Annotated in this window: 16 protein-coding genes; 5 read left to right on the top strand and 11 right to left on the bottom strand. The window is 69.8% G+C overall.

Going from position 1 to position 16832, the window contains the following annotated elements; all coding sequences use genetic code 11:
- Window positions 1–168 precede the first annotated feature (168 nt).
- Window positions 169–555, top strand: a complete 387-nt coding sequence (locus tag J8J14_RS18415) for a VOC family protein (protein ID WP_209381015.1) — start codon at window positions 169–171, stop codon at window positions 553–555.
- 37 nt (window positions 556–592) lie between these two features.
- On the opposite strand, the gene J8J14_RS18410 is transcribed toward J8J14_RS18415, so the two are convergent.
- From J8J14_RS18410 to J8J14_RS18365, 10 genes are all read right to left on the bottom strand, one after another.
- Window positions 593–1915, bottom strand: a complete 1323-nt coding sequence (locus J8J14_RS18410) for an MEDS domain-containing protein (RefSeq protein ID WP_209381014.1) — start codon at window positions 1913–1915, stop codon at window positions 593–595.
- Window positions 1916–2061: 146 nt separating this feature from the next.
- A complete protein-coding gene (locus J8J14_RS18405) occupies window positions 2062–2580 on the bottom strand; it encodes a DinB family protein (RefSeq protein WP_209381013.1) in 519 nt (172 codons plus the stop codon).
- The gene (locus J8J14_RS18400; RefSeq protein WP_209381012.1) at window positions 2580–3581 is read right to left on the bottom strand and encodes a GNAT family N-acetyltransferase; all 1002 of its coding nucleotides are present in this window, start codon (window positions 3579–3581) and stop codon (window positions 2580–2582) included. Before J8J14_RS18400 ends, J8J14_RS18405 begins: the two co-directional genes overlap by 1 nt.
- Window positions 3578–4780 (bottom strand): pyridoxal phosphate-dependent aminotransferase, encoded by a 1203-nt coding sequence (locus J8J14_RS18395; RefSeq protein WP_209381011.1) that lies wholly within the window; start codon window positions 4778–4780, stop codon window positions 3578–3580. Before J8J14_RS18395 ends, J8J14_RS18400 begins: the two co-directional genes overlap by 4 nt.
- Window positions 4781–4816: 36 nt before the next feature.
- Window positions 4817–5200: a GNAT family N-acetyltransferase gene (locus J8J14_RS18390; protein WP_245215945.1), complete on the bottom strand. Its 384-nt coding sequence runs from the start codon at window positions 5198–5200 to the stop codon at window positions 4817–4819.
- Window positions 5201–5265: 65 nt separating this feature from the next.
- Window positions 5266–6468 (bottom strand): pyridoxal phosphate-dependent aminotransferase, encoded by a 1203-nt coding sequence (locus J8J14_RS18385; protein WP_209381009.1) that lies wholly within the window; start codon window positions 6466–6468, stop codon window positions 5266–5268.
- Between the two features lie 82 nt (window positions 6469–6550).
- Window positions 6551–7339 carry an ABC transporter permease gene (locus tag J8J14_RS18380; RefSeq protein WP_209381008.1) on the bottom strand — a complete coding sequence of 263 codons (789 nt, stop codon included), beginning with the start codon at window positions 7337–7339 and terminating at the stop codon, window positions 6551–6553.
- Window positions 7336–8172: an ABC transporter permease gene (locus tag J8J14_RS18375; RefSeq protein WP_209381007.1), complete on the bottom strand. Its 837-nt coding sequence runs from the start codon at window positions 8170–8172 to the stop codon at window positions 7336–7338. The genes J8J14_RS18380 and J8J14_RS18375 overlap by 4 nt, the downstream gene beginning before the upstream one ends.
- Window positions 8169–9218: an ABC transporter ATP-binding protein gene (locus J8J14_RS18370; protein ID WP_209381006.1), complete on the bottom strand. Its 1050-nt coding sequence runs from the start codon at window positions 9216–9218 to the stop codon at window positions 8169–8171. Before J8J14_RS18370 ends, J8J14_RS18375 begins: the two co-directional genes overlap by 4 nt.
- Window positions 9215–10315, bottom strand: coding sequence for an extracellular solute-binding protein (locus J8J14_RS18365; RefSeq protein ID WP_209381005.1), 1101 nt, complete (start codon window positions 10313–10315; stop codon window positions 9215–9217). Before J8J14_RS18365 ends, J8J14_RS18370 begins: the two co-directional genes overlap by 4 nt.
- A 257-nt stretch (window positions 10316–10572) precedes the next feature.
- Between J8J14_RS18365 and J8J14_RS18360 the strand changes: the two genes are divergently transcribed.
- The 4 genes from J8J14_RS18360 (at window position 10573) to J8J14_RS18345 (ending at window position 15967) form a co-directional block, all read left to right on the top strand.
- On the top strand, window positions 10573–11223 hold the full coding sequence (locus J8J14_RS18360; protein ID WP_209381004.1) for a hypothetical protein: 651 nt from the start codon (window positions 10573–10575) through the stop codon (window positions 11221–11223).
- Window positions 11224–11281: 58 nt separating this feature from the next.
- Window positions 11282–13690, top strand: coding sequence for a glycosyl hydrolase family 28-related protein (locus J8J14_RS18355; protein WP_209381003.1), 2409 nt, complete (start codon window positions 11282–11284; stop codon window positions 13688–13690).
- 52 nt (window positions 13691–13742) lie between these two features.
- The gene (locus J8J14_RS18350) at window positions 13743–14117 is read left to right on the top strand and encodes a phage tail fiber protein (RefSeq protein ID WP_209381002.1); all 375 of its coding nucleotides are present in this window, start codon (window positions 13743–13745) and stop codon (window positions 14115–14117) included.
- Window positions 14118–14281: 164 nt separating this feature from the next.
- Window positions 14282–15967, top strand: coding sequence for a Na/Pi symporter (locus J8J14_RS18345; protein WP_209381001.1), 1686 nt, complete (start codon window positions 14282–14284; stop codon window positions 15965–15967).
- Window positions 15968–16353: 386 nt separating this feature from the next.
- Here J8J14_RS18345 and J8J14_RS18340 read toward each other — a convergent pair whose 3' ends face one another.
- Window positions 16354–16599 carry a hypothetical protein gene (locus J8J14_RS18340; protein WP_209381000.1) on the bottom strand — a complete coding sequence of 82 codons (246 nt, stop codon included), beginning with the start codon at window positions 16597–16599 and terminating at the stop codon, window positions 16354–16356.
- Between the last annotated feature and the right edge of the window lie 233 nt (window positions 16600–16832).

Genomic DNA, 16832 nt, shown 5'->3' with positions numbered 1-16832 from the left:
CCTGGTGGTCATGGCGCTGCTCGGCCTTGCCGCTTGCGAGCGGCGCGAGGGAGCGCGTGGCCCCTATCTGGGCGCTAGTGGCGGGATGAACATCTCGCGCTAGGCTGCGCCGCGATTCCCATCCCCGGTGACCGCGCCGGGGATGGCCGCGCCGCAGAGGAAGCAGCCGTGACCCGTTTTGCCTTCGACCATGTCCATCTCCGCAGCCCTGACCCCGACGCGACGGGCCAGTGGTTCGAGGATCATCTGGAGGCGAAGCGGGTGCGGCGGCTGGAGGGCCCGAACAGCCTGCGCGTCATCCTGGATCTGGGCGGGCTGAACCTCTTCATCGATCGCGTACCGGCCAGCACGCCTTCCGTCCCGCCAGCGCCCTTCCTTGGGATCGAGCACCTCGCCCTGGCTGTGACGGGCATTGACGCCATCATCGAGGATCTGCGCGCCAAGGGCGTGCGCATCGTGATGGAGCCGAACAACCCTAACCCGACCACGCGCATTGCCTTCATCGAAGGCCCGGAGAATGTGCGCGTGGAGCTGCTGGAGCGCCAGGCGGCCTGATCCGCCGGGGGGAGCCCGAAGGCTCCCCGCTGCCGGCTTATACGGCCCCAGCCATGCCGAAGGCGTTGATGCGGGGCCGGGGCGCCGGATAGGTCAGGCGCCAGACCGTTCCGCCCTGCCGCGTCAGGGAAATTCGCCCGCCGATCTGGCCTGCCAGTGCGGTTGCCAGGGCAAGGCCCGCACCCCTTCGTGTGGCCGGCATCGGATCCGGTATTCCAACCCCATCGTCCCGGATCGTCAGCTCACCATCCACATCATCCGTCGGCGCCTGGAAGGACAGCCACAAGCGTCCCTTCCGGGCGTCCGGGAAGCCGTGTTTCAGCGCGTTCGCGAGCCCCTCGGCCGCGGCTAACCCAAGGGGAATGGCGGTGTTGAGGTCCACGAGATCCTCGCAGGGAGCGACCTCGACGGTCACTTGCCCGGACATGCCGTAGCTGGTCACCGTGGCCGCCGCGAGGGAACCCAGGTATTCGGCGAAGTTGATCCCGCTCGTGTCCTGCCCGCCATAGAGCTGGTCATGGACAAGGCTCATCGCCTTGATGCGCCGCAGGGTTTCGGCGAAGGCATCGCGCCCGGCGGGATCGGCGGACTGCTTGGCCCGGAGCTGGATCAGCGCCGCGACGACCTGAAGGTTGTTCTTGACCCGATGGTGAACCTCCTTGAGGAGGGCGTCCTTCTCGGAAAGGGCCCTTCTGAGGTCGCCGGTCCGTTGCTCGACCCGCTGCTCAAGCTCGGCATTGGCGCGCGCCAGGGCCCCCTTGGCCTGCTTGACCGAGCTGCTCTCGATCATCGTCCAGGCGCCACGCCGGCGGGCTAGCGCGAATTCATGATTCTGCACCACATCGAGGGCACCGCCTGCATCGCAACGAAGCGTGCAGTAGCTGCAAAGAGTGAGAATGCGTTGGTCGCAGAGGCAGCCATTCACCTTCGCTTCGTATTCGGCAAAGGAATCCCAGTCATTCGCCTCAAGGAAATAGGTGTTGCCGGTGACACGGAGGCCGGCATAGCCCCGCGACAGGGCTTCTTCCTTGCGCTGCAGCCAGCCGGAGATCACGGCATCGGCGCCCATCTTGCCCTGACCCGTCTGGTACCACTGGTCGTGGTCCATGATCTCGATGTCCCCGCGCGCAAGCCGCCGGTCCAGCTCCGGGACGGCGTTGCGTAGCGCATCCGTCGCGTCATGGGCGCGGAGGGGCTGGGCGGTGACCCACATGCAGCGCTCGCTTCCATCGAGCCCGGCTTTGAAATAGGGCACGAGCGTGCTCACCAGATCATCGGCCGTCTCGTAGAACTGGCAGAAATGGGTGCCCCAGGCGACATCGCCGATCGCCTCAATGCCACTGTTGATCGTCTCGGACAAAATGCTCTCCGCATCCTGGGTCAGGCTGGCGAAATCGGAGATACCGGCATCCGAAAACGGTGCCTTATAGAACCTGTCGCGGCACCTGTCCGGTTAAATGCCAGGCCGGCATCTTCCCCTGGCGGTCCCACAGGCCCGCTCGTCCTTCAGCCCGTGAAGACTGCCGGATCAACAACTAGGAACAGGTCCGTGTCGCCGGTGCTTTCGCCGGCAGCCGTGATCAGCGCGTGGGCCTGGCCACGGTGATGGGTCTGGTGGTTGAAGATATGCGTCGCCACCACCCCCATCGGGCATGACATCTGCCGGTTGGCGGCCGCGCTGAACCAGGTGAGATCGCCGGCCAGGCGCTCAGGCGTCAGCCCATCGGCCCAGGCGGCGATCCGCGCATCCAGGGCCACGCGCTTTTCCGCCAGAACCGCGAAGTCCGGCTCCATCGCCGCGCTTCCCCTGAGATCCACGGGTGGCTTCTCGCCACCGTCCAGGCGGGACATCCATTGCATGTCACCCCAGAGCAGATGGCTCAGCGTGCCATGTAGGCTTCCGAAGAAGACACCCCGGGCCTCGCGGCGTTCGGCATCGGGCAGGCGCGACGCGGCGGCATAGAGGCGCCGGTTCATCTCGGCATTGTAGGCCGCCATGATGCGGCACCAGCCCGGCGTGACCATCAGGGGTGCTTCCAGAAAAAGACCGTGTCCGCCAGCTTGCCATCCGCTTCCAGTGCGTAGCCCGGGATGGCGCCCACCTCGTTCCAGCCAAGGGAGCGGTAGAGGCGCTCGCCCTCGTCGCCGGCACGGGTGTCCAGCACCAGCAGCTTGCGCCCGATGCCGCGGGCCGTCTGCTCGGCGCGCAGCATGACGGCGCGGCCGATGCCTCGGCGGCGGAAGGCGGGGTCCACCAGCAGCTTCGAGACCTCGGCGCGATGGGCGGCGTTGGGCTGGGGCGCGAGGTCCAGATGCACGGTGCCGGCCAGCTGGCCATCGCACCAGGCGCCCAGCAGCACCTTGCGGCCGGTGGCGACATCGGCGGAGACGTTGCGCCAGAAGGCGCGCGCGACCTCCGGTGAAAGGGGCGGCAGGTAGGAGACGGAGGCGCCGGCATTCACGCAGGCCACCATGATCTCGGCCAGGCGCCGCTCCGCGCTGGCGGCGGCGGCTGCGTCCAGCGCCTCCACAACCACGCCGGTGGCGGGCTTGGCGTAGCGGAACTCCAGCGACTTGGAGATGTCGTCTAGAATGCGGATGGAGCCCGCACGCACATAGCCGCGCTTCTCGTAGAAGCGATGCGCGGCCTCGAAGCGCGTATCGGTCCACAGGATCATGCGCTGCGCGCCATGCTCCACAGCATGGCGCTCGGCGCCGTCCAGCAGGGCATGGGCAAGGCCGGTGCCGCGGGCGGCCTTGGCCACATACATGCGGCCGATTTCCCAGGCCTCGTCATCGTCGCGCAGAGGGCGCGTGGCGACCATGCCGATGATGGTGCCGTCCTCGCCCTCGGCGGCCCAGAGGGCGCCGCCGACCTTCTCGAAATGGGTGGCGAGGGCACGGAGTTCCGGCACCTCGCCATCCACGTCGAGCACGCAGTTCGGGTACTCGGCCCAGGCCTTGTCGATCAGCTCGATGAAGCCTTCCGCATCGGCATCGCGGCCGGGGCGGATCACGAAGCTCACTTCAGGCCCCTGCAGAAGTCCTGGATGCGGGCGCAGGCCTCGCGCAACGTCTCCGTATCGGTCGCGTAGGAGAGGCGGATATAGGGGCTCATGGAGTAGGCGGCGCCGGAGACGGTGGCGACGTGCTTCTCCTCCAGCAGGGCCATGGCGACGTCCTCATCCGTTTCCAGGCGGCGGCCGCCCTCGGTGGTCCTGCCCAGGCAGCCGGCGACACTGGGATAGACGTAGAAGGCGCCCTCGGGCCTGTGGCACTGCAGGCCGGGTGCCTGGTTCAGCATCTCCACGACGATGTCGCGGCGCTCGCGGTAGATGCGCTGGCGCTCCTCCACCAGGTCCTGCGGGCCATCGAGGGCAGCGATGGTGGCGGCCTGGGCGACGGTGGCTATGCCGTTCGTCGTCTGGCTCTGCATATTGGTCATGGCCTTCACCAGCGCGCGCGGGCCGCCGCCGAAGCCGACGCGCCAGCCCGTCATCGCATAGGTCTTGGAGGCGCCGCTGACCGTCAGGGTGCGGTCCTTCAGCCCGGGCTCGACAGCGGCGATGCTGTGGAAGCCCGTGTCCACATAGGAGATGTGCTCGTACATCTCGTCCGAGAGGATCCAGACATGGGGGTGGCGCATTAGCACCGCGGCCAGCGCCGCCACCTCATCGCGCGTCAGCGCGGCGCCGGAGGGGTTGTTGGGGAAGTTCAGCGTCACCCACTTCGTCCGGGGGGTGATGGCCGCTTCCAGATCCTCGGGGCGCAGCTTGAAGCCGTTGTTCTGCGGGCAGGGCACGAGCACGGGCACGCCGCCGGCCAGCTTGCCGATATCGGCATAGGCCGACCAGAAGGGGGTGGGGATGACGATCTCGTCGCCCGGATCGACCGTGGCGAGGATGCCGTCCAGGATGATCTGCTTGCCGCCATTGGCGACGATGATCTCGTCCAGCGCGTAGTCCAGCCCGTTCTCGCGGCGGAACTTGCGCTGCACGGCGGCCTTCAGCTCCGGCCAGCCGTCATTGGGGGGATACTTCGTCTTGCCAGCGAGGGCGGCCTGGTGCGCGGCCTCGATGGCATGGGGCGGGGTGGCGAAATCCGGCTCGCCGACCGTGAGGCTGATGACCTTGTGCCCGGCCTCGCGCAGCTCGCGTGCCCGGATGGACATGCGGGTGGAGCCGGAGATGACGATCTCCTGCAGCCTCTGGGCCAGGGCGGGCATTCGGTGATTCCAGTGAGGGCGAAAGGAGTGCGGAAACTAGGCCCCCCGCACAGCCGCGCCAACCCCGGGATGCTCATAGTGCAGGTCGAACGCGGACTCATGCGTCAGCCGGAAGCCCGCGCGCTCGTAGAAGCGGGCGGCGGGGCTTTCCTTGAGCACCTCCAGTCGGACAGGCCGCGCGGGCTGCTCGGCGAGGATGGCGTCGAGCACGGCGCGGCCAAGGCCGCGGCCCTGGGCGGCGGGCTCGATGTAGAAGGAGTGGATCTCCCGGTGGTCCGGGTGGTCCAGCACGGCCACGCAGCCGGCCATGCGCCCTTCCGCCTCGATCAGGCGGAAGGCGGCAGGATCGAACGCGGCGCGCATCCGGGCGCGCCGGCGGGCGGGATCGAAGCGCCCCACCCGTTCCAGATGCGGGCGCATGACCCGCACCGAGAGGTCGAGCAGGGCCTCGAAATCCGCCTCCGCCGCGGGGCGGAAGGCGAAGATCAGTGCAGGCCCTGGCAGAAGCGCTGGATGCGCGTGCAGGCTTCCTTCAAGGACTCATCCGAGGCGGCGTAGGAGATGCGCATATAGCCCGGGAAGAGGAAGGCGGAGCCGTGCACGGTGGCGACGCCCTCTTCCTCGAGCAGGGCGAGGACGAAATCCTCGTCCGTCGCCAGCAGCTTCCCGCCCTTGGTGGTCTTGCCCAGGCAGCCCGTGACCGAGGGGAAGACGTAGAAGGCGCCATCCGGCGTGTTGCAGTGGATGCCCGGGGCCTCGTTCAGCATGGAGACCACCATGTCGCGGCGGCGCTCGAAGGCCTGGCGCATCGTCTCCACATCGTCCTGCGGGCCGTTCAGCGCCTCGACGGCGGCGGCCTGGGAGATGGAGGACGTGTTGGAGGTGGACTGGCTCTGCAGCTTGTCCATCGCCTTGGTCAGCGCCGCGGGGGCGCCGGCGAAGCCGATGCGCCAGCCGGTCATGGCATAGGCCTTGGAGCAGCCATTCATCGTCAGCGTGCGGTCGCGGAGCTTCGGCTCCACCTCGACGATGGTGGCGAACTTGAAGTCGCCATAGACGAGCTTCTCGTAGATGTCGTCCGTGAAGATCCAGACATTCGGGTGGCGCAGCAGCACGTCGGTGAGGGCCTTCAGCTCCTCGGCCGTGTAGGCGGCGCCCGTCGGGTTGCAGGGGTTGTTCAGCATCACCCACTTCGTCTTCGGGGTGATGGCGGCCTCCAGCTGCTCGGCCGTGATCTTGAAGCCCTGGTTCGGGCCGGCCGGAACGATCACCGGGTTGCCATCGGCCAGTGAGACGATGTCCGGGTAGGAAACCCAGCAGGGCGCGGGGATGATGACCTCGTCGCCCTTGTCGAGCGTCGCGACCATCGCGTTGAAGATCACCTGCTTGCCACCGGTGGAGACGATGATCTCCTCCGGCTTGTAGTCGAGATGGTTGTCGCGGGCGAACTTGGCGGCCACGGCCTTCCGCAGCGCGGGCGTGCCGGAGACGTCGGTATAGAGGGTCTGGCCCTCCTCGATCGCCTTCACCGCGGCGTCCTTGATGTTCCGCGGCGTGGGGAAATCCGGCTCGCCGGCCGAGAGGCTGATAATGTCCCGCCCCGCCGCCTTCATCTCCCGCGCCTTGGTGGAGATGGCGATGGTCTGGGAAGGGGAGACCTTGTTCAGGCGCTCAGCGGTGAGTGACATCGTTCTCGGACTTCGAGGGTTGCGCGACGGGGGCGGACCCTAGACCCGCTTCGCGCCAGGCGGAACCGGCGGAATGCGCATTTCAGTCCCGTCGCTGCAACAAAAGCCCCATGATCCCCAGGGTGAGCCCAGCCGCGAGCAGCAGCAGGGTGGCCAGGGCGTTCACCTCCGGCGTCATGCCCAGCCGCAGCATGGAGAAAAGGGCGACCGGCAGGGTGGTGCCGGATGGGCCGGAGGTGAAGGAGGCCAGCACCACGTCGTCCAGCGAAAGGGTGAAAGCCAGCAGCCAGCCCGCGGCGAGGGACGGTGCCATCAGCGGCAGCGTGATGGTGGCGAAGCTGGTGGCCGGGGTGGCGCCGAGATCGAGCGCCGCCTCCTCCAGATCCCGGTCGCGGCTGGCGAGGCGGGACTGCACGATCACGGCCACATAGGCGCTGCCGAGCGTGGCATGGGCCAGCAGCACGGTGAGGGCACCGCGTCCCGCCGGCCAGCCGGTCAGGCCTTCCAGCGCGACGAAGAGTAGCAGCAGGGAAAGGCCCGTCACCACCTCCGGCAGCACCAGCGGCGCGCCGGCCAGGGTGCCCAGCAGGGCGCGGCCGGCAAAGGGGCCATGGCGGGCCAGAACCCAGCCCGTGGCGCCGCCCAGCAGCACGGCGAGGCTGGCGGCGCCGCCCGCGACGCGAAGGGAGAGCCAGGCGGCCTCCAGCAGCCTTTCATTCGCCGCCAGGGCCGTGAACCAGCGCAGGGAGAAGCCGCCCCAGCGGAAGGGCACGGGATCGCCCGAGAAGGCATAGGCTACCAGCAGGGCCACCGGCAGCCAGAGAAAGGCGAGGCCGGCCCAGAGGGCGGCGCGGACCCAAACGGGGATCATGCGGCCCGCCCCAGGCGCTGGAACAGGATGATGGGGCCGATCAGCAGCAGGAGCAGCGCGACGGCCAGGGCCCCTGCCACGGGCCAGTCCCGGTTCTGGAAGAACTCCTGGAAGAGCACGCGGCCGACGAGGGTGGCGTCGGGTGGGCCGAGGAGCTCGGGGATCACGTATTCCCCCGCGGCCGGGATGAAGACGAGGAGGAAGGCGGCGGCCAGGGCGGGCAGGAGCTGCGGCAGGGTGACGGTAAGGAAGGCGCGCCCAGGCGTGGCGCCAAGATCGGCCGCCGCCTGTTCCAGCATGGGGTCCAGCCGCGTGGCGGCGGCGAAGACGGGCAGCACGGCGAAGGGGAGATAGGCATGCACCATGCCGATGAGCATGGCGCCATCCGTATAGAGCAGCGGGATGGGCCCGTCCGTCAGGCCCAGCCCGGCAAGGAGGGTGTTGATCCAGCCCTCGTCCCGCAGCAGCCCGATCCAGGCGCCGATGCGGATCAGGAAGCCGGTCCAGAAGGGCAGCAGCACCGCCCCCAGCAGCATGCCCCGCCACCGCCCGGCGCGCGCGATGGCGATGCCCATGGGAGCGGCGAGAAGCAGGCAGAGCGCGGCGGTGCCAGCCGCCACCGTAAGGGATTGGAGGAGGGCGTCCCGATAATAGGGGTCCTCCAGCAGCAGGCGCAGATTCGCGGGGTTCAGCCCCTGCCCCGCCCAGGGAGGGCTGTAGGGCGGCACGCTCTCGTCTTGCCAGGACAGGGCGATGATGCCCACCAGCAGCAGCGGCGCCGCCACCAGCAGGGCCAGCCAGAGGCCGGGAAGGAGGCGCAGGGCGAGCCTCATCCCAGGAGCGGCACCACCGAGGCGGCGTCCCAGTTCACCCTCACCCGGCTGCCGCGCGGTGGCGGCACGCCGTCCTCCTCGGCATGGGAGACGCGCAGGAGGGCGCCGCCCGAGAGGCGGATGAGGAGAAGGCTGCTCTCCCCGCGGAAGGCGGCTTCCTCCACCGTGCCGGTGGCGCTGTTCTCGCCGGGCCGGGCGCCGATGCGGATGCGCTCGGGGCGAAGGGCGATGGCCTCCGCGCCCTCCGGCAAGGGGTCCGCGGCGCGAATGGTGCAGCCGGCGCCGGGGCAATCCAGCGCGCCATCCGGCCGGCGCGTGCCAGGGAGAATATTCGCGGCGCCCAGGAACTCCGCGACGAAGCGCGTTGCGGGGCGGTCATAGACCTCGCGCGGCGGGGCCACCTGCACCAGGCGGCCGCGATCCATCACCGCCACCCGGTCGGCCAGGGCCAGGGCCTCGGCCTGGTCATGCGTGACCATGATGAAGGCGGCGCCGCTCTCGCGCTGGATGGCGCGCAGCTCGAACCCCGTGCGCTCACGCAGATTGGCGTCCAGCGCGCCCAGCGGCTCATCCAGCAGCAGCAGGCGGGGGCGCTTCACCAGTGCCCGGGCAAGGGCCACGCGCTGGCGCTGGCCGCCCGAGAGAGCGTGCGGGCGGCGGGATTCCAGCCCCGCCAGCCCCAGCATGGCCACAGCCTCTTCCAGTCGACGCGCGATCTCCGCGCGCGGGCGGCCTTCCCGCTTCAGCCCATAGGCGATGTTCGCGGCGACGCTCATATGCGGGAACAGCGCATAGGACTGGAACATCATGTTCACGGGGCGGCGGTGCGGCGGCAGGGCGAGCAGATCCGCCCCATCCAGCTCCACCGCGCCGGCATCGGGCGCCTCGAACCCGGCCACGACCCGCAGCAGGGTGGACTTGCCGGAGCCGGAGCCACCAAGCAGCGCGAGGAACTCCCCGGGCGGCACGTCCAGCGACACATGATCGAGCGCCGCCACGCTGCCGAAGCGGCGGGAGACGCCGCGCAGGGAAAGGCGTGGGGTCAACGGCCTGCCTTGAAGCGCGACCAGGAGCGGGAGCGCGCGCGCTCCGCCGCCGGGCCGGGGGCGGAGACGGTGAAGCTGCGCGCGATGGCCTCGGGAGGCGGGTAGATGTTCGGGTCCGCCGCCACCTCCGGCCGCAGATGCGGGCGGGAGGCGGGGATGGCGTTGGGATAGCGCACCTGGTTGGTCACGCCCGCCATCACCTCCGGGCGAAGCATGTAGTCGATGAAGCGCTGCGCGGCCTCGGGGTTCGGCGCATCGGCGGGAATGGCCAGCATGTCGAACCAGAGCTGCGCGCCATCCCTGGGCTGCACATAGGCCAACCCGGCCTCGCGCCCCGCATCGCGCGCACGCGTCTGGGCCTGCACCACGTCGCCGGAATAGCTCAGCACCGCGCAGTACTCGCCCTGCGCCAGCGCATCCGTGAGGGCGGCTGAGGAGATGATGGCACGCACATGCGGGCGAATGGCCAGGAGCGCCCCCTCCGCCGCACGGGCATCGGCGGCATCGGCGCTGTTGGGGTCCTTGCCGAGCCAGCGCAGCACCGAGGGGATCACGTCGATCCCGCTATCCATGATGGCGATGCCGCAGCGGGCGATGCGGCGCGCATTCTCCGGCTTCAGGATCAGGTCCAGGCTGTCCAGCGGCGCGTCGGGCGCCAGGGCGCGGATGCGGTCCGGGCGCAGGCCCAGGCCGACCGTGCCCCAGAGATAGACGGCGCCGTGCCGGTTATCGGGATCGCTGCTGGCCACCTGGGCCAGCAGGGCGGGGTCCTGGTTGCCCCAGTTGGGGATGGCGGCGCGGTCCAGCGGGCGCAGCGCGCCGGCCCGCACCAGCCGGGCGAAGCTGGGCTCGCTGGTGGGGACGATCACGTCGTAGCCCGAGCGCCCGGCGGAGAGCTTGCCCTCCAGCGTCTCCAGGCTGTCGAACACGTCGTAGCGCACGCGGATGCCCGTCTCGCGCTGGAAGCCCTCGATCGCCTGGGGATCGATGTAGTCGGTCCAGTTGTAGACGTTGAGGACGGGCTGCTGGGCCAGGGCAGGCCCGGCCAGAAGCGGAAGCAGCATCAGGGCGCGCAGAAGCGGGCGGAAGGATCTCATGCCGTCTCCCGGGATGGCTGGGGCGGCGCAGGTTATGACGAAGCGGGCCGCGCGCAAGCTGGCTGTCTAGCCAGGTGATTTATAGGACTTCATTCTTGACAAAAAGATAGCGGTCCTGTATCTCGCCTCCCGCCAAGGGGATAGTCGCGTCCTTCCCCTCGCCCCCCAACCATCCTCGCCAGCCCCGCCCGGCCCCCGCCGGAGCGGGGCTTTTCGTGTCCGCGGCGCCCCGTGCCCGCAGCAGGAGCCCTGCCCGCATGCCCTTCATGGCCAGCAGCCTGATCCCGCTCGTCGCGGCGGACAGCTTCACCCTCTGGCTCTACCGGACCACGGACACGCGCGCGGCGGTGCTCTCGCCCGGCTATTTCGGCGCGGCCGCCGACCGGCTGCGGGCCGGCCACATGCTTCTGCTGGGTGCCGCCGACGCGGCCGCGATCCTGCCCGTGCGGAGCGGGGCAGAGGTGGGGAACGGCCTGGTGCTGGATGCGGCCTCCTCCCCCCTGCGCCTGGCCGCCACCGGCTCGCTCGGCTTTTCGGCGGATCTCTCCGCCTCGGCGGTCGCGCGCTGCGTCAGCCTCCTCGCCATGCCGTCGGGCGTGAATGAGGGCGAGAGCTTCACGGTGCAGGCCATGGCGGCCGGCGCCACCAGCGCCGTTCTCTTCAGCGTGCTGGACCGGGGCGGCACCGTGATCCTGGGCCCGGCCACCGCGCCGGTCACGGCGGGCCTGGCGAGCGCCAGCTTCGGTGCCCCGCCGCCCGGCACGGGCTACCGGGTGAAGGTGGAGGATGCGGCGGATCCGCTCGTCGCGCAGATCTCGCCCAGCTTCGTCGTGCTCTCCGCCTTCGCCCTGCTGATGGAGAGCGGCCTCAGCCTGTTGGCAGAATCCGGCCAGCGCCTCGTGCTGTAGCGCCGCTCCCTCCATCCCCAGCCCTTCCAGCCCAGCCAACCGAACGGAGCCGCCCCCGATGGCCGATGCCAAGATCAGCGACCTTCCCCCTGCCGCTTCCTTCTCCGACACGGACAGCGCGCCCTTCGTGCAGGGCGTGGGCGCCGCCGCGGAGACGCGGCGCGCAAGCTTCGGGCAGCTCCGCAGCAGCCTGATGGCGGATCGGCCGCTGCATGTCCGGGATTTCGGTGCCCAGGGCAACGGCACCACGGATGACACCGCCGCCTTCCAGGCCGCGCTGAACGCGGCCTCGGCCGCGGGCGGCGGCATCGTGCTCATCGGGCCGCGTCGCTACCTGATCGACAGCGCAGATCTGGTGATTCCCGCCAATGTCACGCTGCAGGGCGGCGGCGATCCGGGCGGCTGGCGCGTGAACAACGACTACAGCGCCCTGCCCTACTGCCTGCTGCTGAACCCGGCCCGCACCATCCGCCTGCGACGCAACGCGGCGCTGGAACAGATGGCCATCCTGCGGAAGGGCTTCACCTCCCCCACCACGCTGCGCGAGGGGCTGGACGCGGTCTATGCCTTCGCGGGCACGGCCGTCTCAATCGGGGACGGGTCCACCGGTTCCAGCGCCACCAACGCCACCGACGCATCGGTCCGCGCGCTGCTGATCATCGGCTTCAACTGGGCCATCTACAGCAACGGGGCCAGCCGGACGCGCATCCGCGACATCATCGGGGACTGCACCAACGGCCTCTATCTCGGCAAGTCCTACGACATCGCGCAGAACGAGCGCATCAACTGGCACCCGCTGGCCACCACCGGCCGCGGCTTCACCAACACCACCTATGCCGTGAGCGGTTGCACCAACAACGGCGCCGGCCTGGTGCGCCTCAGCACCAGCACGGCACATGAGCTGCGGGCGGGAGATGTGGTGGTGGTCAGCGGGGTGGGCGGCGTGCCGGGCGCCAACAGCCGCTTCACCATCGCCGCGACGCCGAGCAGCACCACGCTCGACCTCGCGGCCAGCACCTTCTCCGGCGCCTATACCAGCGGCGGCACGGTGAACCCGGCGCTGAACCACCGGCGCGGCAAGGGCTTCCACATCTACGACGCCGACATGCCGAACTTCATCAACTGCTTCGAGTTCGGCCATGACATCGGCTGGCATCTGGATGACCTCTGCCACTCCGCCCAGATCGTGAACTGCGGCCTGGACGGCATCGTCATCGATCCCGGCACGATCGGCGTGCAGATCAACGGCCTGGCCAACCGCAACAAGTGGTATGGCGGCTTCTGGTCCAGCAAGGGCCGGGCGCTGGTGGTGAATGTGCAGGCCGCGGACCAGAACACTATCGCGGGGGTGATGCTGCCCTCCGGCTCCGGCCGGTCGGTGGAGCTGCTGGATGGCGGGCTGGTGCTGATGGGCTGCGACATCTACGGCGCGGTGCACCTCTTCGACAATGCGGACAGCCTGCAGATCCTGGGCTGCGACCTGAAGAGCGCGAGCTTCACCGGGCAGAGCGCCGCCGCCTTGCAGAAGATGCAGATCTCCGGCAGCCGCATGGCGAATGCGGTGGGCGTGGCCCGGATGATCGCGGGGCAGTCCGAACTGGCCGCCGTCTCCCCCTCGGGCGTGATCGAGACGCGGCTCTCGGCCCGGAGCGACGGCGTGGTGGCGCTGCACCGCCGCAATGCCGGCGCAGGGGCGATGCTGCGCCTGCACGGCCATTCGGATAGCGCCGCAGCCTCGATCAGCGTCGCGGGCACGGATATCTTCCTCGCGGGCGATGCCGCGAACAACCCCAATCCCGTCTTCGCCTTCGGCAATGCCGGCATGACGCAGGCGCTGACCCTGCGCCTGCGCCGGCTCTCCACAATGTCGGCGGCGAATGACCGCATCTTCTCGATCGAGGCCAGCGGCTACAACAACATGGCGGCCGAAGTGACCTACGGGCGGATCGCGGCGGTCGCGGAGAGCGTGGCAGGCGGCGCGGAAACCGGCGCCATCGTGGTGGAGACGCGATCGGGCGGCACGATGGGTGAGCGGCTTCGTATCTCCGCCGGCGGCGCGGTCACGCTTACCGGGCCACTGAACCTCGCCACCGATCCCGGCTCGGCCATGCAGGCGGCCACCCGGAACTACGTGGACAACAGCCATGTCCAGCGCGCCCTGCCGGTGCTGCCCGTCGCCACGGCCACGGCGCTCAGCTTCGCCGGGCATAATGCGCGATTGCTGGTCGCGAACCCCGGCGCCAGCCTGGCGCTGGACTGGGGATCAAGCGGCCAGGGCTTCAGCTGCATGGTGGTCAACCGCACGGGTGGAGACCTGCCGGTCTCGCTCAGCGGCTTCTCCGCCGGGATGGTGAACCCGGATGGCCATACCAGGATCCGTGCCGGCGGCATGGCAAGCCTGCTGGTCTATTCGCCCGATGGCGGCACCACGCGGCTCTGCCAGCTGACCGGCGCGGGCGCGCCCTGATTCTAGCCGGCGGAGCCAGCGCCCATCACTCCTTGAACAAGACGGAGCCCCCATGTCCGACCTGACCGACTACGCCCGCAACCTCCTCGCCCGCACCATCTGCGGCCGCGCTCCCGCCCAGCCCGGTGCGGTCTATGCCGCCCTGGGCACCGGCGGCAGCGCCGCCGCGGGGCTGGCGGGGGAACCGGCGGGCGGCGGCTATGCCCGCCAGCGCGTGACCTTCACGGGCAGCGGCGCCCAGCGGAATGCCGAGGCGATCCGCTTCGCCTTTTCCGGCATCGCGGGCACGCTGACCCATGTCGCGCTGTATGACGCGGCATCCGGCGGCAATGCCCTGCTCGTCTCGCCGCTCGATGCACCGGTGGCGATGACCGGGGCCGGCACGGTGACGGTGGCGGCCGGCAGCCTGCTGGTGAACCCGGGCTGAAACGGGTGGGCGGGGCCCGCCCGGCCCCGCCCACGCTTGACAGTTCCATGACATTCGCGGCCTCCCCGGCTGCGGTGGCGCCCGAGATGCATCATCATCGGCCCGCGCCCTTGCAATGTCCCGCCGCCCCCCTTCGCGTCGGCCGCCGGGTGAGAGACCGGATTTTGGACCTCATCGCCTCCTTTCTCGGCGGGCTCGGCCTGTTCCTCGCGGCGGTGCGCGGGCTGGGCGGGCAGCTTCAGCAGATGGCCGGGCGGCGCCTGCGGGCCACGGTTTCCAGCGCTACCAGAGGCGGGGCCGGGGCGGCGCTCACGGGCGTGCTGCTGGGCGCCCTCACCCAATCCTCCAATGCCGTCACCTTCGTCGCCGCCTCCATGGTCCAGGCGGGAATCCTGCCCCTGGCGCGCGCCCTGCCCGTTGTGGCCTGGTGCAACCTGGGCACGGTGGCGCTGGTGCTGGCGGCGGCGCTGGACCTGCGCGTGGCGGCGCTGTGGCTGATCGGCATGGCCGGCTGCGGGTTGGCCCTGGCGCCGAATAGCGGCGGGCGCTGGAAGCCGGCCCTGGGCGCGGCCTTCCAGCTCGGCCTACTCTTTCTCGGCCTTGCCATCCTCAAATCCGGCGCAGGGCCGCTGCGCGATTCCGAATCCGTGCGCGCGGCCATGGAACTCGCCGATCACGCGCTGCTTCCGGCCTTCCTGCTGGGCATGGTGGTCACCCTCGTCGCCCAGTCCTCGTCCACCGTCACCATCCTGGCCATCACCCTGGCCGAGATCGGATTGCTGGATGGCGGCCAGGCCGGGCTGGCGGTCTGCGGCGCCTCGCTGGGATCCGGCCTCTCGGTGCTGCTGCTGGCGGGCGGGCTGCATGGGCCCGCGCGGCGGCTGGCCAGCTTCCAGGCCCTGTTCAAGGCCTTCGGCGCCCTCCTTCTCGGCCTGCCCTTCGTCCTCTGGCGGATCTTCCCCGAATGGCCGGAGCCCTGGGCGGCAATGGACCTTACCCACCGGCTCGGCCTGCTCTTCGTCGCGCTGCAGCTGCTGCCGGCGCTCCTCCTCCTCCCCGCCTATCCCGCCTTGCCCAGGCTTCTGGAACGCCTCTCCCCCGCCCGGCCCGAGGAGGCGCTGTCCCGCCCCAAATACCTGTATGAACAGGCGCTGGAGAACGTGCCCACGGCCCTGGACCTGGTGGGGCGCGAGCAGGCGCGACTGCTGGCCCGCCTGCCGCAATTTCTGGACAGGCTGCGGGAGGATGGGCCGCCCGTGGTCATCCCCCGCGCCACCCTCTCCAATGCCAGCGCCGAGGTGGAGCGCGCCGTGGGCAGCTTCCTGCAGGAGGTGCTCGGCCGCGGTTGCCCGCGTGAGGACCTGGAGCGCGCCGTGGCGCTGGAGAGCCTGAACGCCCTGATGGCCAATCTGCGGGAAACCACCTCAGACCTGGCCGCGGCGCTGGAGGCCGTTTCGGCGCGCGACGCGCGCGACCCCATCCGCGCCCTCGCCCCTCCACTGCTGGAGGGGCTGCACATGCTGCTCTCCGAGCTGCATGACGCCGCGCGCTCCGGCGATCCGCTGGATGCGGAAACCCTGTCCGAACTGGCGGCCGACCGTTCCGCCATGATGGACTCCCTCCGCCGGCGCGTGGCGCGGGCCGGGCAGGACCTGCCCCAGGATGCGCTAGGCCTGCTCTTCCGGTTTACCTCGCTTTTCGAGCGCGCGGTCTGGCTCGTGCGGCGCGGGGCGCTGTTGCTGCCTTCCACCTGGGGAGCGAGCAATCCGGGCCGGGACGTGTCGGAGGTGTCGGCCCACGCCGCCCTGGACATGCCGGAGCCCGGTTCCAGGGCCGCCCTCGCGCCATGAAGCGATCTCTTCGCGTCTGGCGGCGGCCATTTCCCGGAAAAGGCCCGGCCCGTTCCGAACATCACCTGCCAATGGCCTGAGGCTCCCGGAAGCCGTCTGGCTGCTGCGGACGGTGCAGCACACGGCTTCCGCCCCCTATCCTGCCCGCGCAGTCGCCTAGGGTCGTTGAGTGGAGCCTTGCCCAGCATCTGAGCGGGCCGCGATTCCGGCCCCGTTGGCCGTGAGGCTGGCAGGCAAGCCCCTCACCCCCCGCCGCATCACGGGGCGGGGTAGGCAGAGGCTTGGGATCGGGGCGACAAAGCGGGGATCATCGCCCCCCAAAGCTTCTCATCAAAGCCTGCCGTGGCAAGCCTTGGGCCGGGTTCTCAACCCAGGGCTGGGCGCCTTCAGCGCTCCAGCGGACGTCCCTCGCTCGGGCCAAAGGCAGCCACCGCGGCGGAGAAGCGCGCTCGCATTCGGATGGCATCAACCGGATCACCGCTGACCGGCGCTTCGGCGAGGCACCGTTCCAGCTCCGCCCGCAGGGAACGCAGGGCATCAACCCGCAGTTCGTGCGGCATGCGGGACAGAATGCGGTCCAAAGCCTCGGTCACCGCATGCTCCAGCGCGTCCTCTGGGTTCGTGGAGTGCATGGGAGGCATGGGGGTCAAAGGGTACTCTCCTTACGAAGCAAACTGCGTGTAGCTCATCTCATAATCCCAACGTAGCCGGACTCGCGTGGACGATCGCCACAACATGGTGAGGCAGAACGAGCCACGCAATTCCTCAGGATCCGTTACGATTTCTTGTACATGATGATCTTTTCCCTACCGCAGCACGTTTTCGCGACATTCGCTGGTGGTGTTGGCGCGGGACACGGTGTGTC

The sequence above is a fragment of the Pararoseomonas baculiformis genome (assembly GCF_017813395.1).
Taxonomy (GTDB): domain Bacteria; phylum Pseudomonadota; class Alphaproteobacteria; order Acetobacterales; family Acetobacteraceae; genus Roseomonas; species Roseomonas baculiformis.
This window is presented reverse-complemented; position numbering and strand designations above follow the sequence as displayed.